The sequence below is a fragment of the Blautia luti genome (assembly GCF_033096465.1).
Classification (GTDB): domain Bacteria; phylum Bacillota; class Clostridia; order Lachnospirales; family Lachnospiraceae; genus Blautia_A; species Blautia_A luti.
The window spans coordinates 1,943,987-1,967,466 of sequence record NZ_AP028156.1; the positions used below are offsets into that span (position 1 = coordinate 1,943,987).

The window sequence follows — 23,480 nt, forward strand, 5'->3', positions numbered from 1 at the left end:
GACGGCTGTTTTATGCAATATTTAACCAAATCAGGTAAGTCCACTGCCTTAATTGCGAACGCCGTCCTTTACAGGAATCAATGTAAGAATTTCCAGTCTGTTTTTCATATTCTGAGCATTTTTAAATGAACCATTCCGGATGTCTTTTTTGTCTGCACGGATTACTTTTTCTTCAGTATCTGTAATATGGAAGAAATTATCTTCGAGTGTTACATCAGCATCTTTGAAGTCCAGAGACAGGAATGGTACAAAGCAGTTTGCTTTTATTTTGAGTAAATAGGTATCTTTCTGCTCTTCTACATCTATATTGATCTCAGGAGTTTCGAGCTCCACATATTTGTATGGAACCAGTGTTTCTGTGTCTGTGAGAACTGTACCGTCAGAAAGCTTCAATACAGTTTCTACAAATACATAATCTTCCTGTTTTTTCCAGTTTGATACATCAATCTGGATGATTTCTTCAGCTTTGAAAGGCGTAGTTGATCCGGCTGCCTGTACGGAATCAAGGATTTCACATTTCATGTTTTTGACAGAAATTGTGGCGGTCCATTCCTGAGTCTGAGCAGTTTCGTTTTCCAGATATGCTCTGAAAATTTCTCCATCTTTTCTCATGCTCACTGCCAGCGGTGCATAGAATTTCTTTGCCATATAATGCAGTGCTTTCCAGCGTCCAAAGTAATCAATACTTGACCAGGAAGCTACCGGCCAGTTGTCATTTACCTGCCAGTAAAGGGTTCCCATGCAGCGGCCTCTGTTTCGTCTCCAGTGGTCTACACCATATTTCATTGCCATTCCCTGAAGAATCTGGCTGACATACAGCAGGTGGTTCAGGGAATGCGGATATTGGAAGTTCTCGGATAAATAATAGAGGATTTTACCGTTTGCAGCGTCATTTTTCTGATGGCTTTCCATTACTCTGGAGAAAATGTTTCGATCTTTTTCTTCTGTATAGCTTTTTACTGTTTTCATGCATGGGAATGACTGAAAACCGAATTCTGAACAGAAACGGAAATGGTATTTCTGATAGTCTGTGAATGGTTTCTGTCCATGCCATACATCCCAGTAATGGGTGTCACCTCTGTTTTCATCATCCGGGTTGTCAAAGCAACCTCCTGATGACGGGGAAGACGGCCAGTAGAAAGTATCCTGATCTGTTTCTTTCACTGCATCCGGAAGGATATCTTCGAATAATTTTACGTAATCTGCGCGGAGATAAGGGGTCTCTGTCTGGAAATCCTGCCAGTGATTCCAGGCAGATTCAATCTCATTATTTCCACACCATAAGCCCAGGCTTGCATGATGACGGAGACGTTTTACGTTATCCAGAGTCTCCTGTCGGCAGCTTTCTCCGAATGCTTTTGTTACGTCATATACATTGCAGGCATACATCAGATCCTGCCATACGATAAGCCCCATTTCATCGCAGAGATCATAGAAATGATCGGATGGATAATAGCCACCGCCCCACACACGGACGCAGTTAAAGTTGGCTCTTTTGCAGGATTCCAGCAGATATTTCTGGGTTTCATGGGAAATTCTGGTGTACAGACAGTCTTCCGGAATATAGTTTCCGCCTCTTGTAAAAATTTTCAGACCGTTGACGCAGAATGCGAACTCACTGCCCCACTGATCTTTCTCCTGACTTATGGTTAAAGTGCGCAGACCGATTCGTCTGTTGACTGTTTCCAGGATGTTATCAGTGTTGCTTCGGAGTGTTACGGTTACATTATAAAGAGGCTGTTTGCCGTATCCGTTAGGCCACCATAAATGTGGATTTTCAATATCAAATGTGAAAGTTACTCTACCGTTCTGGCCTGCTGTCAGTGTCTGATTCCGGGTATAGTCCGGACCGCTGATTTCAATATTTACGGTATAGTTTTCATATTTATAGTCCGGACTGACAGTATTGGAAACTGTATGATCGCAGCAGTTGTTGAGGGAAATATTCTTTTTGCTAAGCTGTATCTCTGCTGTTACAGTAACTTTGCCGTCCTGATGTTTCTGATGGAATATGATGTCTTCCATACGTGGGTGGCTGAATCCTTCCAGATAAATATCACGGAAAATTCCTGCATCAATGGTCTGTGGACCCCAGTCCCACCCGAACATGGAATGTGCTTTTCGCAGGAGCTGATTGCCTTTCATTCCACCGCAGGGCACATAATGTATTTCCTTGTGTTCTGCATAAGTATAGTTTTCAATATACTGGAGAACAGAGTGAAATATGATACGAATCTGGTTTTCGCCCTCTTTCAGATACTCTTTTACAGGAAATTTCCATGTACGGTGCATGTTATCTGTAGCTGCTATAAGATGATCATTAATGTAGATATCTGTAAGAGTATCCAGACCTTCACAGATCAACAGAATCTGATCTTCCGTGAGCAGATCTGCCTCCACAGAAAAGCTGCGTTCAAATACATAATCTTTCCAGAATAATTTTCTGGTCTGCTCTTCATTAGTTCGGTAAAATGGATCCTCAATTTTACCTGCGTTCAGCAGTCCGGACAATACAGTTCCGGGTACCTGAACCTGGCAGAGGGAATGATCGTTTCCTTCGCTTAGTTCCCAGATTCCGTTCAACTTTATGGTTTTCAAAATGTCGTTCCTCCTTTGAATGTCACTGACATTTATTTTACCACCAGAAAGTTTTTTTCGCAATGCAGGTGTCATATTTTCTCAGATTATGTTATTATGATAGAAAATTAATTTTACAAAGATTATCAGATACAAGCTTATAATTTGTCTGGAATATGATTAACAGGAGAGATGAGATATGAAATATATAGACGAATTACAGATAGCAGGAACAGCCATTCTCCTTTGTGGTGCTATGATAGCAGTTTCTGTAGTTGCCCCGAAGGACAGTAGTGTTTCAAAAGGCGTAACAACCTTTACAGAGGCTCCGGAGACAGCTGCTGAGGCGCAGGCGCAGGCCGAGGCACAGGAGGAAGATTTCCCCATCTATACACAGGACAGTAATTATGATTACAATACTGATTACAGTGACGATAACAGTGATACTTCTGCTGATAACAGTGATCAGGATAGTACGGATAACAGCGATGATGATAATTCCGGATATGATGATACGCAGCCGGACACTTCGGATGACCAGATTGATTACGAGAATCCCGATGACGGAAACAGTTCCGATCAGGTAACATATCCTACAGACGACTCTGATGGAAATTATACAGAAGATCCGTCACTGGATGACAGCAGTGATAACAGCCAGGATGATACCTCCTGGGAAGATAATACAGATGATGCAGAACAGATGGAATAATTAAAAGAACAGTTTACCCCGGGTACAGGCTTTTTACAGTCTTACCCGGGATATTTTATTCCATAGAAAATTCCTATGATATAAAAAAGATGGCCTTTCTGACGTGCTTGATTTAATACAAAATAGTGTTATGATCAGACTTTCCTCTTTGGGTAAAAAATGTTATGATACAGATAATGAAAACAAAGTAATAGAGGTGTATAAAAGCTATGTCAGAATTTTCCGATCTGCTCAGTTCCTATATCGAAGAAAAAGAAATCAAAGTATATGCTCTCCTGGAATATTGTAATCTTGACCGTTCGACCATGTATAAAATCATTAATGGAAAACGCAATCCCACATCAGAAGCAGTATTTCAGAAAATAGCTGAATTTCTCCATCTGACTCCTGCGGAATATCAAAAATTCAAAGAGGCCTATACTATTTCAAAGATAGGCAGGGACCTTTATTATAAGCGGAAGTATACAGAGAATTATCTGGTGGATTTTCCCAAAACCTTTTCCGCAAAACCAGTATTGTTTCTGGATGTTTTAAAGAAAATGAAGGCTGACGATGACTATAATATAGATATGATAAATACATCTGACTGTATTGCAGTTTCCACTCATCTGGAATTAAATCATCTTCTGTATTATATGGTTTCTTTGGAAATACAGAAATCTTCTGGAAAAATTGCTCTGTTATTACAGCCGGATTATGATTTTTTGCTGAATATGCTTTCCAGCCTGAAACCCAATGGAAATTTAAAAATCGAGCATATATTTTGTATGAGTAAGACGAATCAGATGTCAGATAATCATGAAATCTATAATCTGTTGTATCTGAATAAAATCCTGCCACTGTATTTCTCAAACATGGATTATCATCCATATTTTTTTTATGAGGACATATTTGCCCACTATTACAGTATGAATGGTCTTTCCTGTATGATATTATCTTCAGAATATGCTATTACCTGTAATTCAGATTATACAATGGGAATCCTTCACAGAAATCCAGCGGTGGTTTCTATGCTCTGGAGTTTGTATGATTCGTATCAGGATAAATGTCATCCATTATTTTGCGCTACAGAATATCTGTCTATGGATGGAAATGATTTCAGCAGTCCTGTTTACAGTGAAACACCAAGTTATGTACTTCAGCCGGAGGCATGTATGGTGCCATTTGTGGACAGGCAGATTCTGAATGGAGCAATTATACCGGAATTTCCCGACAGAGACATGGCAATCGAACAGATGACAGCACTTCTGAATGCGAATCAGACCAAAATGGAAAATGGTCTTGCTCATGTATATTTTACCAAGAGGGGATTGGCTGAATTCGCCAGACAGGGACGTATCAAGGAAATTCCGGACTGTTTTTACAGACCTCTTACTGTAAAAGAGAGAATCCATCTGATGGAACGGATCCTTCCCTGTTGTCAGAATGGAAATTATCGTCTGTTGAAAAATCCTTTAAATCAGCTTTCAGATAATCTTCATCTGTGTGTAAATAAAAATTTCGGCTACCTGCTGTTTAACAATATACATAATCGTACCATCTGTCTGGTAATTAATGAATCCAGTATTCTTACTACTTTTATGGACTATCTGTCCAGTCTGGATGACAATACATTGTATACAGGCGAAGAGACGGCGGAATTTGTACAGATACTGATTGATGAACTAAAAAATACCTCTCTGTCAGAATGACAGAAGGGTATTTTTGCAGGCATTTACTTACGGATATAAACGGAACCGTCCATGATGCGTCTTGCAGTTCTCCGGACTGCTATGGATGGTACTTTGATCTCGCCCAGGCTGCTGTTCCACGGATTTTCTCGAGAACTTCGCAGAGTTTTTTATTTGCATTGACTTCTTCCGGAAGTTCCATTCCGGTTGCCTGGATGTCTTCAGCTCTGATGCTGTCATTTATACTCTGTACATTCAAAATATAAAAAACAGTATATGCGATAATTTAACCAAATCAAGCACGTATCGAAGCGGATTGCGAATATCCACTTGAACATCTGATATTTCGCAAACAGATCAGAACCCTTCATGTCTGCGGACTTTCCAGAGTTTCGCACGTTTCTGGGCAGACTCGTTCTCAATCTGCTGTGTGACTCCCTCAATGATAAGTCCCGGAACTTCTACAGGATGCTGGTTTTCATCTGTTCCCACCATTGTGAAATAGGCACGGTTGATCATGGTTCTGGTTCCATCGAGAGCTTCGCAGTAAGTATCAATGCGGACTTCCATGGAGGAACGTCCTACGTGAGTAAGGCGGCCGATCAAAACGATCGTGTCGTTTACTTTGGCACCGGCTTTAAAATACATATTGTCAACAGCTACTGTCACAACATTCATTTCTGCATGACGTTTGGCAACGATCCCTGCTGTTTCATCGATCCAGGCCAGCAGCTGGCCTCCGAATAAATAGCCTGCAGCATTCAGGCATTTGGGCATTAATAAATGAGACTGTTCCGTCAATGAGTCCTCAACACGTTTCATTTTTCTTTCTGACATTTCTTTCGCACTCCTTTTTTCCTGCAATTACTGTTGCCTATTATATCATATTTCCTGGTTTTATGTTATAATTACAGAAAAATATTCCTTGTATTTCTCACTGTCTCTGTATAATTTTAAAGTGTTACCACTTTGATTGTACAGAAAAAAGTACAATCTTTAGCTTGCCTTTCCCGTTGCTTTCCTGTACAATCATTAAATAGGTAAAAACACAAATGTTCGCCATACCAAAACACTGATTGCAGAGATGCTGCTCATCTTTTCCTGTATCAGTGTTTTTTAGCAGATATACTTACATAAATAATGGGGAAATGAGGAAAGATATTATGGAAAAACATGAAATGATGAGTCTGGAAGACTCCAAACAGCTTCGTGAAAGAATGAGATTCTTTGAACAGGAACTGCTCAAAAATCATCATATCAATCCAAATTTGTATGTAGAATATGATGTAAAAAGAGGTCTGCGTGATTCCGCAGGTAAAGGTGTCCTGACAGGTCTTACAGAGATTTCTGATGTTAATGGCTACAACCTGATCAACGGAAGACAGATTCCGGCTGATGGACGTTTATACTATCAGGGAATCAATGTAGAGGACATTGTCAGTGGTCTGAAAGGCAGACGTTTTGGCTTCGAAGAAACGATTTATCTTCTGATCTTTGGCAAACTTCCTGACAAAGATGAACTCGCCAGATTTCTGGATGTGATGTTCGATATGGAAGATCTGGGTGGCCGCTTTGTTCGTGATGTTGTTATGAAAGGTACCAATGCAAACATTATGAACGCCATGCAGCGCTGTGTTCTCGCCCTTTATACATATGACGATAACCCGGAGGATATTTCTCCTGAGAATGTACTGCGCCAGTCTCTGGAACTGATCGCAAAGCTTCCTGAAATTGCCGTATATTCCTATCATGCATACCGTCATTTCCGTAAAGATGATACTTTATTTATCCGCAATCCACAAAGGGGACTTTCTCTTGCAGAGAACATTCTTCTTATGCTCCGTTCGGATGGGAAATATACAGAACTGGAAGCGAAAGTTCTGGATATCGCGCTGATTCTTCATGCTGAGCATGGTGGTGGTAACAACTCCACTTTCACTACGCATGTGGTAACTTCTTCAGGTACGGATACCTACTCTTCTACTGCAGCATCTATCGGATCTCTGAAGGGACCACGTCATGGTGGTGCGAACCTGAAAGTCCAGAATATGTTCGCTGATCTGAAGGCACATGTAGAACATTGGGATAATGAAGATGAAATTATCGATTATCTCCAGAAAGTCCTGAATAAAGAAGCATTTGACCATGCCGGACTGATCTATGGTATGGGACATGCAGTTTATACACTTTCCGATCCCCGTGAAGTGATCCTGAAGCGTTTCGCTCAGGCACTGGCTGAGGAAAAAGGAATGACAAAGGAATTCGAACTCTATGACAGAGTGGAAGGCATTGCCGGTAAGCTGATCATGGAACATAGAAAACTGTTCAAGAATGTCTGTGCAAACGTGGACTTCTACAGTGGATTTGTATACAGCATGCTTGATATTCCAGAAGAATTATTTACACCGATCTTCGCCATTGCACGTATGCCTGGCTGGAGTGCCCACCGTCTGGAAGAACTGATCAATGCCAATAAGATCATCCGTCCTGCTTACAAATATGTGGGACATCATACAGATTTCATTGCATTTGATGAAAGATAAAATATCTGTAAAATATTACCGGCTGCGGTTGATTCCGTAGTCGGTTTTCTTTATAATATACATACTATACATGAAATTCAGAGTTACAAAAGGAGGGATTTTATGGCGAAAGAACAGATTGCAGTTGCAGAACTGGTTTTGAATATGATCCTTGGAAAAACTGGTGGTACACGGACAGATTATTTTCCACAGAAGCCGGATTTTCCATTTGATGCACCTTATGAGCAGGCATTTGAACGCGCAACACCGGAGAGCCAGGGGATTTCTTCAGATCTCTTTGCTGCACTTCTGCGGGAGTTGGATGCTTCGAAGGATACAGAAATGCATCACTTTATGGCACTGCGTCACGGTAAGGTGATCTGTGAATGTAACTTTGCTCCTTATCCGAAGGGAATGTGGCATGTCACACATTCCATGTGTAAAAGTATCACAGGTATGGCAATTGGTATGCTGGTTGAAGAGGGAAAATTAAAGCTTGATGAAAATATCTATGATATTTTTTCAGAACACGTAAATGTTCTGTCAAAAATCTTCCGTCCCGTTGTTACAGTAGAAAATCTGCTGACTATGACAAGCGGTGTAACCTTTAATGAGTCAGGTATCGTATCCGGAAATGACTGGCTTGAAAGTTTCCTGAATTCCCCGGTAAATGGGAAACCGGGGACTGAATTTCAGTACAATAGTCTGAATACGTATGTGCTGTCTGCAATTGTAACGAAACGCACAGGAGAAACTTTGACAGAGTATCTGACACCAAGGCTGTTTGAGCCACTTGGCATCACGAAATACTACTGGGAGACCTGTCCGAAAGGAATTACGAAGGGTGGATGGGGATTATTTATCTGTGCAGAAGATATGGCAAAGCTGGGTCAGCTTTATCTGCAGAAAGGAAACTGGAAAGATCAGCAGCTGGTATCTGAATACTGGGTGGAAATATCCACCGCAAGACATCAGAAAACACAGAATGATACCTATGGATACGGTTATCAGATTTGGATGGAACAGCGTCCGGGAAGTTTCGAATATAACGGAATGCTGGGACAGAATGTTATGATTTACCCAGATATCGACATGGTTCTTGTTACCAATGCGGGAAATAAAGAACTGTTTCAGGACTGTATTATGCTGAACATTATCCGCAAATATTTCCCGGCAGATTATCATCCGGCTGAGGTTTTACCTGCAAATCCACTCTCCTATGGTCTTCTGAAACGGTTATGCGGAGAACTGGAAAATGGAGAAAACATGAATCAGATGCTTTCTGAATCCAGAGCCTCTTTTATGCACAGAGGCTGGAAAAGAAACGCTGTTTCCAGAATAAAAAATCCTGGAAATAAATATAGCTGTCGTATTTTCAGACCAGCTGTTTTCCCATCCGGCTATCATAGTTTTATGCAGGCGGTAAACGGCAGAACTTACGTTATGGAACAACAGCACATTGGTATTGCACCACTGTTTGTTCAGGTGTTCCATAATAATATGACAGATGGAATTTCAAAAGTTTCTTTCGCATATGAAGCAGGAATTTTCTATGTTTCTTTTACTGAGGGCGAGGTGACCCATAAACTTCCTGTTGGATTCCGTAAAGCTGAGAATGGGTGTGTTGACCTGCATGGGGAGCATTATCTTGTAGCGACTCTGGGAGAATTTACAAAGGATGAAAATCATATTCCTGTGTTAAAACTGGAAATTACTTTTATTGAAGAATGTGTAAAACGAAAAGCACATATTTTCTTCCATGAAGATAGTGAAATTGAGATCAGATGGAACGAAACGCCGGGCAGGAAAATGATCCTGGAGGGACTTAGTTCCATTACAGAAGAACTGTCCGGAAATTTTCTGTATCATTCTCTTCTGGGGGATAATAATATCACAACAGAATTGCTGCACAGACTTATGGAACAGACGATTGAGCCGGTTGTACAGGGAAAATTGGAGGAAAAAAATGCATTTCCCACTGAATAATCAGATGGGAAATGCATTTTCATTTTTTATGGCTTATTTATGTATGGAAGTAAGGGATATCTCTTAGTCCTGTTTTACGTTGAATGCTTTCATTCCAGGATATACAGCACTTGTGCCCAGTTCTTCTTCAATGCGAAGGAGCTGGTTGTACTTCGCAACACGTTCGGATCTGCTTGGTGCACCTGTCTTGATCTGGCAGGTGTTCAGTGCTACTGCAAGGTCAGCGATTGTTGTATCCGCTGTCTCACCGGAACGGTGTGAAGAGATTGCTGTGTAGCCTGCTTTGTGAGCCATCTTGATTGCTTCCAGTGTTTCGGATACGGAACCGATCTGGTTTAATTTGATGAGGATCGCATTCCCTGCGCCAAGGCTGATACCTTTTGCAAGTCTTTCTGTATTTGTAACAAACAGGTCATCACCAACAAGTTGTACTTTGTCGCCAAGTCTTGCAGTGAGTTTCTGCCATCCTTCCCAGTCTTCTTCATCCAGACCGTCTTCAATGGAGATGATCGGATATTTCTCACATAATTTAGCCCAGTGTTCGATAAGCTCTTCGGATGTATACTCTGTTCCTGCTTTTGGAAGTTTGTAGTATCCTTTGCCTTTTTCGCTCTTCCATTCGGAGGAAGCTGCGTCCATAGCGATCTTGAAGTCTTTGCCTGGTTCATATCCGGCTTTCTTAACGGCTTCAAGGATTGTTTCGATTGCTTCTTCATCAGATTTCAGCGCAGGTGCGAAACCACCCTCATCACCTACTGATGTAGCAAGTCCGCGTTCTTTCAGGATAGAAGCAAGTGCATGGAATACTTCTGCACACCATCTTAAGCATTCTTTAAAGGAAGGTGCCCCAACTGGCATGATCATAAATTCCTGTACATCCAGACCAGATGATAATGCATGGCATCCGCCGTTTACGATGTTCATCATTGGTACAGGGAGACGATTTCCGGATACTCCGCCAAGGAAACGATACAGCGGAATTTCAAGAGAAGCTGCCGCTGCTCTGCAGCATGCGATAGATACTGCAAGGATTGCATTTGCTCCAAGTTTGGATTTGTCTTTTGTTCCGTCTGCTGCAATCATAGCTGCATCTACTGCATAGATATCGCCTGCATCAAGACCTTCGATTGCTTCGTTGATTGTTGTGTTGATGTTCTCTACTGCTTTCTGCACACCTTTTCCAAGGTAACGAGCTTTATCTCCATCTCTTAATTCCAGAGCTTCGAATTCTCCTGTAGATGCACCGCTTGGAGCAGTTCCTCTTGCAACAGTGCCATCCATCAGATATACTTCTGCTTCTACTGTCGGGTTTCCTCTGGAATCCAGAATTTCTCTTCCAATTACTTTCTCAATTTCTAAGTACATGATAAATCCCCTTTCTGGTTTTGCATTTGGACTCCTGGCACATCGTAGCTTTGATGTACCAAGTGGAACATATCTGCGATACGGTTTTCAGCAAAACCGTGATTTCAGCAAGTACAGATCTGATCCAGTATTCCGAAGAATTCAGCAGGTCTTCGAATGGAGTTCAAATGATTTTATTCACGCGAGAGTTTATTATATCTAACTCTATTGGTTAGTATATTCTAACTTTTGCGAAAATGCAAGAGGAAAATTAGGGTGATATTGAGAAAGTATTTCAGAATAAGAAAGGATTGCTTTTATATCCTCGATATGTCCCCGGTTAGCAACCACGGTAATATTTTCATCTCGATTTACGGAAAATGTTCCTACCACATCCGGTTCACCTTCCTTATGACTTGATTCAGGTTTCCCATAAATACTTCCTGCAGCAATTATTAAGATGACTGCTCCTGAGATCACTGCAATTATCTTTTTCTTCATATTTTCATTAATTTCCTTTTAATTGTTTTACTGCGTAATTGATTACTTCTTCCGGTGTAGGTCTGTCTCCTTTAAGATTTACCTTCTTCCATTCTGCCTGTACAGCCGGATCTGGATTATCAAATCCAGCATCAATCGCTATCTGCATTTCCCGACGCACCTCTTCTGGTGTCGTATTGTACTTTTCTGCAATTTTCTCATAAATATTTTTTTCTCTCATTTACCCGCCCTCTGGTTTTAAAGAATTAATTATAGTTCTTTAGAACTATTATATCATGATTATCACTATGAAAAAAGATTTTTTCACAAACGAATCCATAAAAAAGAATAAAAAAAGAAGAGCTTAATGCCCTTCGATTTCAATGCCTATTTCATTAGTCTACCAAAGCTCTGACCGCATTTAAAATTCTTTTCTGCTCGTCCTTTGGCAATTTTCCTATCATATCAGATAATTCATTAGTAACACCTGTGACAGAATGTGTCACAACATCTATCAGTAGCGCATCAGCCGATACATCAAGTGCATTGGCAATTGCTACAAAGGTATCCAACTTTGTTACTTTCAGTCCTCTTTCTATCACACTGACATGTGTTGTACTTAAATTTACCAGCGCCGCCAGTTCTTCCTGTGTAAGATTTTTTGCTTCTCTTGCTGCTTTGATTCGCTGACCAACCGCTTTTAAATCCATCGTAGCACCTCCTTCAGAACGATAATTCGGTCTAAAATTAGTATACTGATGGATAATTGAAAGATACAGAATCTGCAAATCAAGTTGTAGTTCTATAGAACTAGTTTTCATTTTTTTATACATGCAACACACAAAAAAGCCACCAGAAGAATTAGTATCCCCTGGTAGCTCCATTAAAATTTATCATTTGTTAATGTGCAACACTCATGCTCTCATCAATCCATTTCTGCACCATTTGAACACTCACATTAAGATAGTGGGCTATTTTATCAACCTTCATTCCATCCGCAGCCATGGATAATGCTGAGGCTTTTGCTTTTTTCAGCTCACCACTTTCAATACCTTCACTATAAATCTGTTCCATCTCACGGCACATGAAATCCACCCCTTTCTGTGTTTTCTTCAATTCATATACTCTGTCAGCAAGTATCTTACTGTGCATATCTTCTGCATTCTTACAGTGAAGATCATGCATCAGTCTGCCTAATTCTGTATCCTCTTGTTTCTTAGAATTTACATAGATAATATGAGCTTCATCCTTGAAATTCTCACTGACTTCTTCGATTTTCCTGTCTATATGATAAATCGGAAGTCCGTATCCAAGCGCATCGTCTCTGGTGATAAAAATCACGTAGGTTTCCGGAAGGTCATCAAAATCCTGTCCTGGATTTAATGTGTTCATATCCATCAGACCACTATGATACCTTGCTCTTTTTGGAGATGCCCCTTCGTTGTCCTGTTGGATTTCTACATCCATCTGCTTGCCTTCAGAATCTCTGGCAACACAGTCCAGAATAGCTGAACGCCCCTGCAAATTCTTATAGTCTTTCTGCAGAACTTGATCAATCACTTTCAGATCCTTTTTATTCATAATTACCTGCAGAACATATTCTGTACATTCCCGTTTCTTGAATACATTCCGCATAAACACATCGCTCATGATGGTAAGGTCTTTTAAGATACCCTTGTATCTTTCGTAACGTGTTTCCAATTCTTCTGTTTTCACGATTTCTTCTTTCGCCACGTCCATTCTCGCCTCCATTCTTTGCTATGTCAGGATAGGTTCCTAAATGTCTCCTATCCCAATTTCATCTTAACATCAAAATCAGCTTTTCACAAGCCACTATTTTATCCTACACCACTTGAAAACAATAATTTCCAATCAGTTTCATCCAACTATTATATTTATTCTTTTCACACACCTTTCGGCAAATTTCATTTTCCATCAATACACAGAACATCTTATCATAATCAAATGCCCAAACAGCACCATTCACATGGTTTTCCACTGCTTTCTGATCTATGCTCTTTAAGCGTGTGACCATTTTTTCAATTTCTCCATTTCCCAAGTTACCGATATTTTTGCAGATAAATCGAAAGAAATTCAACGTTGCATATTCGTCATGCCAATGGAACTCTTCTGGATTCAGGTCACTACAAAAGCAATCTCCAAATGGGAGACCAATGCACGAGAACCAGCTTTACATGTTTTCCTGACACTTTGCCAGTTACTTGATATCGAAGATATATATGAATCCTTCTTTGGAGAAAACCCATATAACATTATGAATGGATTGAATGAAGAAGGCAGAAATAAATTGATTGAATTTGCTGATATTTTGAAAGCTTCTAAAAAGTTTTCTCCACTGTCTGCAAAGATTATCCCATTCCATCATCCTGTAGACATTACCTGGGAACCTGTTTCTGCTGGTACTGGAAATTATCTGGAAGATTCTGTAAAAGAAACCTACGACGTAGGACATCTTGCTCCTGAGCAGACGGACTTTGGTGTACGGATCTCCGGTGACAGTATGGAGCCACTTTATCATACAGGCGATGTTGCATGGATTCAGAAAAAAGATTCTCTTGCTAATGGTGAAATTGGAATCTTCTATCTCAACGGTAATACTTACATCAAGGAATTACACGATGAGCCAGATGGTGTTTATCTGATCTCTTTAAATCAAAAATATCGTCCTATCCAGGTTTTGGAATCTGACGCTTTTAAGATTTTGGGAAAAGTAATCGGGAAATGCAAAGGTGCAGAAATTCCGGGATTTCATTAGATTTCAACAGCAGGTTTATGATCCTGCTGATAACAATAAGCAAAGGAAGTGATTGAATGGCACTCAATAATACACTAAAAGATATTCGTGAAGAACGGAATCTCATTCAAGCAGATTTGGCTGAAGCCATAGGTTCCTGCAGCCAGACTATAGGCCGCATCGAACGTGGAGAACGTAATCCCTCTCTTGAGATTGCAATCCGGCTGGCACATTACCTGAAAGTGCCTGTAGAAGATATTTTTCAAGTTGAAGACTGAAGCACAACAGCCAGAAAACCGAGGAGTAAAATCCCCGGTTTTCCTTTTGCTCAAAAATCAGTGTAATCCTTTTACAAAATCCGTTGCATTTTTCATATCTTCTTCATTCGGATGGCCTTTAGCAATACCTCCAACCAGTTTAAATGGTCCGAATGTGTCATACCCTTTACAGCCAAATTTTCCAACCACACTGGCATGTTTTTTATCCAAAATCCGCTCTATTGATTTGTAATTCGCACTTCCACCATAAGTACAGATCAGAAATATCTTTTTGTCATCCGGTAGGTTCTTCTCTGCAAATCCCAATATCGACTGATGAAATTTTGAAAAATAGATTCCTGATGCAAATCCAATCATATCATAACTGTTCAGATCTGCATTTGGCTGTTTTACAGCATCAATCAAATCGACCTGGCACTCTTCTGCTATGCCCTTTACTAATTTTTCTGTATTTCCATGATGTACAGATGCATATACGATCGCTTTTCTCATTTGTTTTCCTTTCTGCCTGCTCCATCAATCAGGTCATAACTCATATCCAAAAAGTCCAGTATCTTTGCTTCACTGACTGAACCATCCAGTAAAATCGTGATCCAGTGCTGTTTATTCATATGGTGTCCTGGTAAAAATCCATAAGTCTGAATAATCATGCTGGTCATTTCTGGATCGCACTTTACATCCATGATGTCAACCAGATCATTTTCCTCTAATCCCAGTTTCGATTTTTCAACCGTCATGATCACTGCATACCATTTCCCATTTTTATGTCGGAGCACTGCACTGTCCGGTAGTTTACTCCATAAATATTCCGGCATTGTGCCATACTGTTTCTGCACATATTCAAAAATTTCTTCTTTCTTCACAATCTATTCAACTCCTGATTCTTCTGATATCCTGCCCATAATCATACCACATTTTCACATCCCATACTACCTGCCAAATTCTTTTGCATTTTCCAGGTTCTCCTGACTTTAACTAATAGAGGGGTAAAACAGCAAGGACAGGAAGTGAGGATACACTTCCGGAAAATCCCAATTTAGGGTCCCCTTCCCTAAATTGAAAAAGCACTGAAAGCAACGATACTACTGCCTCTCACAGAAAGGAGAAACTGCAATGGCTGAGAAAAAGAGAAACAAAGAAATCCATTTTTATGTTACCGAAGAAGAAAGGAAACTTATCCGCAGGAAGATGATAGAATCAAAGGGAGCTTATCTGCGTAAAATGGCAATCGACGGTTAATCGTCAACACCGACACTACTCCGCTAAAGAAACAGTATGAGGAAATGCACAAGATTGGCGTAAATATCAATCAGATTGCAAAAAAGGTAAATACCACCGGAGATCTGTATCCGGAAGAAATGCAAGAATTGAAAGAGATGGTGAAAGAATTATGGCGTATCTTAAGATCTTCCCAATTAAAGTAACAGACAAGAAAGCTCTGGACTACATCACGAATCCAGATAAAACAGATGAAAAACTGTTAGTTTCCAGTTTTGGCTGTTCTCCTGAAACAGCTGATCTGGAATTTGCCATGACGAGAGAACATGCAAAAAAGAACGGAATGGATAAAGGCGATAATCTGGCATTTCACCTGATCCAGTCTTTTAAGCCTGGCGAAACAGATGCAGAAACCGCTCATCGCTTAGGACAACAATTTGCAGATGAAGTACTGAAAGGAAAATATGAATACGTGATCAGCACCCATGTTGATAAAAATCATATCCATAACCACATCATCTTTAATGCAGCAAGTTTTGTTGATCATCACAAATATGTTTCCAATAAGCGGAGCTACCATAAAATCTGCCGGATCAGTAATCGCATTTGCCATGAAAACGGACTTGCCACCAGTATGCCAACCGGAGAAAAAGGAAAAAGCTATAAAGAGAACATGGAATATCATCGTGGCACCAGTTGGAAAGCCAAGCTACGTGTTGCAGTTGATAAGGCAATCTGGACTTCCATTAACTATGAGGAATTTCTACAAAAAATGCAGTTAGCCGGATATGAAGTCCGCCAAGGAAAACATCTGTCCTTCCGTGCACCGGCGCAGGAGAATTTCACTTATATGAAATCTCTCGGAAGCTATTATTCAGAAGAAAATGTTCGCATTCGCCTGGCTAAAAATCGTAGCAAAGTGAAAACTCCAAAGCATCTATCCAGAGAAGCTCGCCTGTATATCAATATCTCCACGTATGTTACAACCGGCAATCGAGAAAGATTTGAACGTTGGGCAAAATTAAGTAATCTAAAAGAGGCAGCCCGCACCTTCAACTATCTTTCCGAAAATAACCTGCTGAATTATGAAGATTTCAAGCAGCACGTTTCCGATATTGATGCTTCTGTTAAAACGGCTGATCAGAGAATAGCACAAATCAACAGTGAGCTGAGCACACAGAAAATCATTCAGAAACACTGCGATTCTTACCGACTCTGCCGTAAAGTAATTGAAGATTGCCAATCTGCTAAAAATCCAAAAGCATACCGCACAAAACATCAGGCAGAATACCAGCTCCACGATTCACTAAAAAAAGAGCTTCAGTATCTCGGCGTTACCCAAATCCCAAGCTCTAATAAAATCCAGAAACGAATTGAAAATCTTGAATCTGAACAGGCTGCTACCGTCCGGGAAAAACAGGAATTACAGAAAAAACAAAAGACACTGGAAATCATTCAGCAAAATTTCTCTACACTGCTCGATGCTCCAGAGATCAGTTCAGACTTACTTCCGGCAAAAAGGGAACCTGTTTCTGTCACAAGAGATAAATAAGAGTACACTGGCAAATCACTCATTTTCTTCCAAATCTTCCCAAGGTTTCAGACCCATTTCCTCCCAGGTGACACCATACGGTGCACCTCCGGAGGTATAACCGGCAATAAAGAAAAATCGGTCATCTTGCAAGATTTCTTCTTTAGTCAGATTATCTCTTGCTTCTTTTTTCCGTTTTGCTCGCTTCTGCTGCTTCTTTTGTTTCGCAACAGCTGCTTTTTCTTCCGGTGTTTTCTTATGTCCTTTTGACATAAGTGTTTCTAGTGTAATTCCACTCTGAATGTCTCTCAAGATACGTTCTTCATAACCCTTTTCACGCTTTTCGACAATTTTATAAAATTCTTCATATTCCGTTTTAGGAGCAAGCGATTGAATTACTGTAAACAACCTTTTCCATATATCATTCATTTCAGTAGCATCCGGCATTCGCCGATTTTCAAGATAAAACTTCAAATACATTTTGTATGTTTTATCTGCTATTGCACTCTTCTGTTTTTGTTTTAAGTCTTTATAGCTTCTGTCGTTTCTCTACATCTATAATTCCTCATCTGCCTTCTTTCTCCCGTGCCATCAAAAGCATTTTTTCAAAAGACTGAATGAATCTTTCATCATCTTCCGCCGTACGCTTCTTCGGTCCCTTGATATGGCATTTACGGGAACTTCTTCTAGCTTTTTTATTCAGGTGACGTTCCATGAGCATCTGATCAATATTATCATTGGTGTACCATTTACCTGATTGATGAATAGCATAAGCACCTTTTCCCAATGCCATTGCAGCTACACCGTAGTCCTGTGATACAACAATATCTCCTTTATGGCAGATACTGATCAGTTTATAATCTACTGCATCTGCTCCTGCACCGACAACAACTTCACTATAAGCTGATGACAGCACATGATTCGTATCACACAACAACGTTACTGGGACACTATTTTCTTTTGCAATCTTTTCAATGATCGCAACCACTGGGCAGGCATCTGCATCAACAAATATTTGCATCTTTCTATTTCTCCTCTGAACCATTATAAGAACAAGCTCTGCTGCTCGTATTCTGCCTCTCGCTTTAGCTGAACCGGTACCTGATGCAGAATCTGTTCCATTTTCTTGTCATCAAACCAATCTTTCAACTGCTCTTTTTCTAATATTAACGGCATACGGTCATGCACTTTTATCATAGATTCATTGGCTGCTGTAGTCATGATTACAAATCGTCGTTCATTCTCGAACCAATCACAGAAGCCAGCCATATACAATACTGGTACATCATATCTGGAAAATGTATTTTTCTCTTTTAACCGATTCCATTCATAGAACCCACTTGCCGGTATCAAAATGCGATGATAGAGGATTCCATTTTGAAAAGAAGGTTTGTCCATAACAGATTCTGCTCTTGCATTTATAACCAGATTCTTTCCTTGTGACAATGGATATCCCCACTTGCAAACATCCAGTTTCAATCCATGTTCTGATTTTTCAATAATCGGTGCTACATTAGTTGGAAAGATATCTCCTGCAAAATGTTCCTGCCAGATTCGTTGGTCTATATCATGCACTACTTTTTCGATTTCATCTGCCATATCAGAGTCAATATAATATCTACCACACATTATCATCACTTTCCTTTGAATGTTGATCGACTGTACATATTGCGTCAATTTCTTTTAATTTTAACTCTTTTCCGACATAATATCGTAAAAATTTGTCTTTTAACACATACTTGTCATCCCGAAGTACAACTGTGACAGGCTTATCAAAATGTCCATGTTCTTTATAATATTCAATCATAGAATCAATTTTCTTTTCTGCGGGCCTATTCTTTTTAAAACATGGTGGAACTTCAATTTGATTTATAGGAATGCTTCTTATACCATCAAAATGTTCTGGTTGTGTCGTTGTGATTTTTCTGTGCTTTTCAGTTTCACTATTTCTAAGATAAATCTCTGCATTCTTTATGTCCATTTCAATTTCATGCTTTTCTGATTCAGATAATTTCTCTGTAGCCGCAATATAAAAAACACATTGTTCATCTTGAACACATCTTTTTCCTATATTTTCAACACAGTTAATATTGTAGCACTTATTTTTCTTCTCTTTGTATATACAGGATATATGGAGTAATAGATCACTTGATTGTTGTTCAACTCTTTTTTCTTCATTTAGAGCACCAGGCAACAGCTCTTCTTTCTGCTCGGATAAATTCTTTTCCTGGTTTCTTTGAATCTCATCCGTTTTTTTTATACAGATCGCATTTACTTTTTGCAGTTTTAGATTGCTGGCAACAACATATTGTGCATAATTATCTTTCAATAAATATTTTTGTCCATCTACTGCTACTCTTATGGGAAGATCAAGCTTTCCATACTTCTTATAGTAATTTTCAATATTCTCCAGTAATTCCTTTACAGGTTCTTTAAATTGAGATGAGTTTTCGACTTCTATTTGATTCAAAAAAATCTCTCTTTCTTCTGAAAACTCCTGTACTGATGACTTCTCTACTATTTCATCTTTCTGTAGTTTCTTTTTACCATCCCATTTTAACGCAGCAGACTTTCTTTTCTTGCTCTCTGTTTTATGCTCTTTTTTGTTAGTATTTATTTCTTGATTTTTGTTGGATTCTGTATCATATTCTGCTATACTCTCATCCACAACAATAATCAGTTCTGATAATGCTCTGGTATAGGCTATATACTTTTCATTACGACGCATTTTGGCACTTACAACAAAAACTTTATCAAATTCAATGCCTTTCACTTCATCAACATACATAACAGCTATAAAACCATTATCCATTGTTTCACCTATCATATTTCGTATGTTTTCTGGTAAAATATCCATATCAAGGTATTTCATTTTTTGTACAGTTCTTGGTAATAAAATAGCAACTCGTTCGGTTGTTACCATTAACCCTGCAAGTTCTTTCTCCAGATCTCTTCGTGAGATTTCTCGTACCTTTGGTCCGTCTACGCCTGTTTGCAGTGTTTTAAGTCCAAAATTATCGTTACAGAAACGAGTAATCTGATTCGTATTTCTATAATTTTCATTCAACACATATTGTTCTGCCTGAAGCTCCGACAGTAACAGATTCCAATCTGATATACCTCTACCAGATTTCATTACCTGATTGGTGTCCCCGAAAATATTGAAAACCACATTATTTTGGTTTAATTCCGACAATAATCTATATTCATTTACTGCCAGATCCTGTCCCTCATCCACGCATATAAACTGCATATTTCCAATTTTCTTATTAAAATACTTCATTGCAAACATCAGCTGTACATACAAGTCATATCTATGACATTTTCCTGTGATGCTTTTAACACCATTTTTCTCTTTGAACACCTGCACGGATTCATCATATATTTGCTGATATATATTCACTAAAGAATATTTTTCTAATTGTTCGTACAGATATTGAATTGTCTTTTTTATCTCTTCCGAATATTGTTCTGCTTCAACACGATGATATTCTTCGTAGGCTGCTTTAATATTATCATCAGATTCACTCAACTCATTGAAAAAACGACTATATTCATCTTTTGCATTACTGCATAATCGTACTTCATCCTGTATTTTTTTAACGTATACTGAGACTTGTTTCATCCATGCAAGGATTTCATCATCTTCCTTTCCATCCTGGCTCATGGACAAAATCTTCTTTTGTTCATCCAATTGCGTCTGTAAAGGAATTACCTTGGCTTTGACTTCTTTAATATCTGCATCCAGTTTTTCCAGCTTTGCCCGTTTTCCAAAAATAATCAATGCACCTTGAATACGGGCATATTCTTTCTGTAACTCCTGAATTTTCTTATTAAGTGCTTCAATCTCCTGTTGCTTTTCCAATACGTATTCACCAATCTTGGTATTAACTCTTGGCAAAGATTCTTGTACAATGCTCTTTGCAAACTGTTCTGAAGCCGGAATTCGATCTTCCAGAAACGCCCTACGTTCTTCTGCTTTTGTAATTTTATCTTGGGCAGATGCAAAATCTTGTTCTTTTTTTCTTACCAGATCATTCAACGCATCTACACTATATTTCATCTGGATTGTAAATCTGCTCTCTTCAGTCCAGGAAATAGTTTTCTTTTCCTGATTCATCGCCTCCTGCAGTTGAATCAGAATGTCTACTAATCCATTACGCTTTTCCAGAATATCGTTATATGCACGTTCAAAATCATTCTTAAATTGATCAGAATAAATGTAATCCACATAATCCTGACGTACCTGCATTTCAGAAACAATTTTGTTTTCCGGTTTAAATGCAGAATCATATTGTAAAAGCATATCTAAATAGTATTGCTCAACAGATATTCTATGTACAGATCCTATTTGCAAACCTTCTGCAAGTCCTTTAATATGCAAGCTGAATTGTTCGTTTGGTGTCAAAATCAAAGCATTCTGTGAAAAGTCAAAATACCGTTGCTTATATTTTAGTGCCGAAAGTCTATGCAGTAAAACCATTGTTTTTCCTGATCCTGCACATCCCTGTACGATAATATTCTTATTAAAATCTGTATTAACAATCTTATTCTGATTTTCCTGAATGGTTACAAAAATATCTGTAAGGCTATGCTGTTTTTTACGCATATTAAGCACACGTACCAGAAATGGATCCGTAATACCACTTTGAAATATTACATCCTCATCCGTTCGTAAATTCACATATCCATATAAAGACGCCTGATCAATATCAAATTGTCTGGATAATTTAATGCCATATTCTTTTCCATCTTTATGAACCTTTATGGTCTGATAATTGATCAGCTCATATCCCAAATCACTATTAGCTGAAATTACCTTTTTACCATCTTTCAAAATAACATCTGATGCACCGATATAATATGTTTCTGTCTCACCATCTGCTGAAATATCCACTCTGTATGAATATGGCTTTGGTATATAATTTTCTAACTCCTCTAATCTTTTCCCGTATTTATTTGCACTGAGCGATTTTGCAAAGGATAAATTTCCGTCATCATAATCACCTACTGCATATGGATTTACGTAATCCGTGCTTCCATGAATTTCTTTAATCTCACCAGTAATTCCTGACTCTATATTATTAAGGTGATTTCTTTCTAAATTAAATACTTCACCTGAAGTAATTTGATAATCTGCATCATTTACATCACTTATGATTGTAACTTCTGGTCTTCCCAAAGGGTAAATCACATTATAATCATCAATATCCATATAATACTTCTGACACTGCGAGCAATATCCTACCACAAAAATATAAGATTTTCTGCCGCCTTTTTTTTGATTTACCCAAATCAGTACCAATACTTCCTCTGTTTTATGTCCTTCCAGCGAACAATAAATAGAATCTGATACTACTACGGTATCCTCCTCAGTCAACTTGAAGCAATCCGCAGCATGACTATACGTATATATCTCATGTTTACCGTTTTCAACGATATAGTCCGGCTTTATTTCTCTCATTTTAATCAACTGTTTCTTCGGCCGCTTTTTAACTAATGATTCTGTTTCTATTACCGGAACACCATTTAAGGCACAGTTATCTTCTATTTCCGCAACAGAAGAACTTCTCATAAGAATTTTATTGCATTTGTCGCAAAAGTATCCTGTGAACTCTACTTTTCGATCTTTATATTTTTTTATACAAGGAATTTCAAAAAGTGCTTCCTCATGGACAGGACATAATGGATTGTCTTCTGTCCAGATTTCAGGTATATAGATTTTGTCCTGGTCTGCAATTTCGTAAGCCTTCATCTGACTTCTTAAATACTGGTTGCTAGTCTCCAAGGAATAAAAAGTATGAGCAATATTTCTTTTGGTTAATGCCTCATGAATATATTCTTTCCCTGATTCTTCCAAATAAATACGATTACATTGCGGACATATTTTCAAGACAACACCATATGTTGCCCCTTTCCCCGTATATCTAATTTGTTTCTCTTTGAATGGAACCCGATGTATGAAACATTTATCTGTCTTATCCGGAATCGCTAATGCCTCCAGCGGCTCCATATTATCCTTCAATATTTCTGCTAATCTCTTTCCTTCATAGTAATTATTCTGAATTGCTATAAACTCTTCATCTACTTCTTCCGGTTCATCAACATCCGGTTCCACATCCCCACTATTCCGTATGTCTTGTTTTTCTTCAAATACTGCTGATGATTTCGGGTTTCTTTCATCTTCCTGCACTATTTCACTAGAATCATCGGTAGTATTTACTGTATCTTGATTACTGCCTTCTACTGACACACCCAATACTTTAGCTATATCAGGTCTTGAAGCTAATAATCCTATTTTCCCAGCTTCATCTAATGTCTCTAAATAATTGATAAATTCTTCCGGAATATCATTTACGTCCATTTCATCAATATCCCGTTGTTTAAAGAAATTTAATGCCATTTTT

The 23,480-nt window shown here is 38.9% G+C and carries 21 protein-coding genes and 1 pseudogene; 8 read left to right on the forward strand and 14 right to left on the reverse strand.

Features of this window, described 5'->3' with window-relative positions; all coding sequences use genetic code 11:
• Nucleotides 1-48 precede the first annotated feature (48 nt).
• Nucleotides 49-2,598 carry a beta-mannosidase gene (locus R8695_RS09215; protein WP_154780341.1) on the reverse strand — a complete coding sequence of 850 codons (2,550 nt, stop codon included), beginning with the start codon at nt 2,596-2,598 and terminating at the stop codon, nt 49-51.
• A gap of 178 nt (nt 2,599-2,776) precedes the next feature.
• On the opposite strand from R8695_RS09215, the gene R8695_RS09220 reads away from it, so the two are divergent.
• Nucleotides 2,777-3,289 (forward strand): hypothetical protein, encoded by a 513-nt coding sequence (locus tag R8695_RS09220; protein WP_118512088.1) that lies wholly within the window; start codon nt 2,777-2,779, stop codon nt 3,287-3,289.
• Nucleotides 3,290-3,498: 209 nt separating this feature from the next.
• Complete coding sequence (locus R8695_RS09225) at nt 3,499-4,980, forward strand: helix-turn-helix domain-containing protein (RefSeq protein WP_154780340.1); 1,482 nt, start codon at nt 3,499-3,501, stop codon at nt 4,978-4,980.
• A gap of 336 nt (nt 4,981-5,316) precedes the next feature.
• Here the strand turns inward: R8695_RS09225 and R8695_RS09230 are convergent, their stop codons facing one another.
• Nucleotides 5,317-5,796, reverse strand: coding sequence for an acyl-CoA thioesterase (locus R8695_RS09230; RefSeq protein WP_118512084.1), 480 nt, complete (start codon nt 5,794-5,796; stop codon nt 5,317-5,319).
• 326 nt (nt 5,797-6,122) lie between these two features.
• Between R8695_RS09230 and R8695_RS09235 the strand changes: the two genes are divergently transcribed.
• The gene (locus R8695_RS09235; RefSeq protein WP_118512082.1) at nt 6,123-7,502 is read left to right on the forward strand and encodes a citrate/2-methylcitrate synthase; all 1,380 of its coding nucleotides are present in this window, start codon (nt 6,123-6,125) and stop codon (nt 7,500-7,502) included.
• A gap of 102 nt (nt 7,503-7,604) precedes the next feature.
• Nucleotides 7,605-9,467: a serine hydrolase domain-containing protein gene (locus R8695_RS09240; RefSeq protein WP_154780339.1), complete on the forward strand. Its 1,863-nt coding sequence runs from the start codon at nt 7,605-7,607 to the stop codon at nt 9,465-9,467.
• Nucleotides 9,468-9,530: 63 nt separating this feature from the next.
• Here R8695_RS09240 and eno read toward each other — a convergent pair whose 3' ends face one another.
• The 6 genes from eno to R8695_RS09270 all read right to left on the reverse strand — a co-directional run bounded on the left by eno (nt 9,531) and on the right by R8695_RS09270 (nt 13,326).
• On the reverse strand, nt 9,531-10,835 hold the full coding sequence (gene eno / locus R8695_RS09245) for a phosphopyruvate hydratase (protein WP_167829762.1): 1,305 nt from the start codon (nt 10,833-10,835) through the stop codon (nt 9,531-9,533).
• A 201-nt stretch (nt 10,836-11,036) separates the two neighbouring features.
• On the reverse strand, nt 11,037-11,312 hold the full coding sequence (locus R8695_RS09250; RefSeq protein ID WP_243139520.1) for a hypothetical protein: 276 nt from the start codon (nt 11,310-11,312) through the stop codon (nt 11,037-11,039).
• Nucleotides 11,313-11,319: 7 nt separating this feature from the next.
• On the reverse strand, nt 11,320-11,532 hold the full coding sequence (locus R8695_RS09255; RefSeq protein WP_118512076.1) for a sporulation initiation factor Spo0A C-terminal domain-containing protein: 213 nt from the start codon (nt 11,530-11,532) through the stop codon (nt 11,320-11,322).
• 154 nt (nt 11,533-11,686) lie between these two features.
• Nucleotides 11,687-12,001, reverse strand: a complete 315-nt coding sequence (locus tag R8695_RS09260; protein WP_015568871.1) for a helix-turn-helix domain-containing protein — start codon at nt 11,999-12,001, stop codon at nt 11,687-11,689.
• 190 nt (nt 12,002-12,191) lie between these two features.
• Nucleotides 12,192-13,031, reverse strand: a complete 840-nt coding sequence (locus R8695_RS09265) for a PD-(D/E)XK nuclease family transposase (protein ID WP_154780337.1) — start codon at nt 13,029-13,031, stop codon at nt 12,192-12,194.
• 103 nt (nt 13,032-13,134) lie between these two features.
• Nucleotides 13,135-13,326, reverse strand: coding sequence for a hypothetical protein (locus R8695_RS09270; protein WP_243139519.1), 192 nt, complete (start codon nt 13,324-13,326; stop codon nt 13,135-13,137).
• Nucleotides 13,327-13,404: 78 nt separating this feature from the next.
• On the opposite strand from R8695_RS09270, the gene R8695_RS09275 reads away from it, so the two are divergent.
• The gene (locus tag R8695_RS09275) at nt 13,405-14,067 is read left to right on the forward strand and encodes a S24 family peptidase (protein ID WP_243139518.1); all 663 of its coding nucleotides are present in this window, start codon (nt 13,405-13,407) and stop codon (nt 14,065-14,067) included.
• Nucleotides 14,068-14,123: 56 nt separating this feature from the next.
• Nucleotides 14,124-14,324 carry a helix-turn-helix transcriptional regulator gene (locus tag R8695_RS09280; RefSeq protein ID WP_118512070.1) on the forward strand — a complete coding sequence of 67 codons (201 nt, stop codon included), beginning with the start codon at nt 14,124-14,126 and terminating at the stop codon, nt 14,322-14,324.
• 57 nt (nt 14,325-14,381) lie between these two features.
• Here R8695_RS09280 and R8695_RS09285 read toward each other — a convergent pair whose 3' ends face one another.
• Both R8695_RS09285 and R8695_RS09290 read right to left on the reverse strand, forming a co-directional pair.
• Nucleotides 14,382-14,816 (reverse strand): flavodoxin family protein, encoded by a 435-nt coding sequence (locus R8695_RS09285; RefSeq protein ID WP_154780336.1) that lies wholly within the window; start codon nt 14,814-14,816, stop codon nt 14,382-14,384.
• Nucleotides 14,813-15,187: an MmcQ/YjbR family DNA-binding protein gene (locus tag R8695_RS09290; protein WP_167829761.1), complete on the reverse strand. Its 375-nt coding sequence runs from the start codon at nt 15,185-15,187 to the stop codon at nt 14,813-14,815. The genes R8695_RS09285 and R8695_RS09290 overlap by 4 nt, the downstream gene beginning before the upstream one ends.
• A 250-nt stretch (nt 15,188-15,437) precedes the next feature.
• Here R8695_RS09290 and R8695_RS09295 point away from each other — a divergent pair.
• Nucleotides 15,438-15,748 (forward strand): annotated as a pseudogene (locus R8695_RS09295) (MobC family plasmid mobilization relaxosome protein).
• The gene (locus R8695_RS09300; protein ID WP_154780335.1) at nt 15,715-17,094 is read left to right on the forward strand and encodes a relaxase/mobilization nuclease domain-containing protein; all 1,380 of its coding nucleotides are present in this window, start codon (nt 15,715-15,717) and stop codon (nt 17,092-17,094) included. Before R8695_RS09295 ends, R8695_RS09300 begins: the two are co-directional and overlap by 34 nt.
• A 15-nt stretch (nt 17,095-17,109) precedes the next feature.
• Here R8695_RS09300 and R8695_RS09305 read toward each other — a convergent pair whose 3' ends face one another.
• The 4 genes from R8695_RS09305 to R8695_RS09320 all read right to left on the reverse strand — a co-directional run bounded on the left by R8695_RS09305 (nt 17,110) and on the right by R8695_RS09320 (nt 23,476).
• On the reverse strand, nt 17,110-17,502 hold the full coding sequence (locus R8695_RS09305; RefSeq protein ID WP_243139517.1) for a hypothetical protein: 393 nt from the start codon (nt 17,500-17,502) through the stop codon (nt 17,110-17,112).
• 136 nt (nt 17,503-17,638) lie between these two features.
• Nucleotides 17,639-18,094, reverse strand: coding sequence for a YaiI/YqxD family protein (locus R8695_RS09310; protein ID WP_154780334.1), 456 nt, complete (start codon nt 18,092-18,094; stop codon nt 17,639-17,641).
• Between the two features lie 23 nt (nt 18,095-18,117).
• The gene (locus tag R8695_RS09315) at nt 18,118-18,702 is read right to left on the reverse strand and encodes an SOS response-associated peptidase (protein ID WP_154780333.1); all 585 of its coding nucleotides are present in this window, start codon (nt 18,700-18,702) and stop codon (nt 18,118-18,120) included.
• Nucleotides 18,692-23,476, reverse strand: a complete 4,785-nt coding sequence (locus R8695_RS09320; protein ID WP_154780332.1) for a helicase domain-containing protein — start codon at nt 23,474-23,476, stop codon at nt 18,692-18,694. The genes R8695_RS09315 and R8695_RS09320 overlap by 11 nt, the downstream gene beginning before the upstream one ends.
• Between the last annotated feature and the right edge of the window lie 4 nt (nt 23,477-23,480).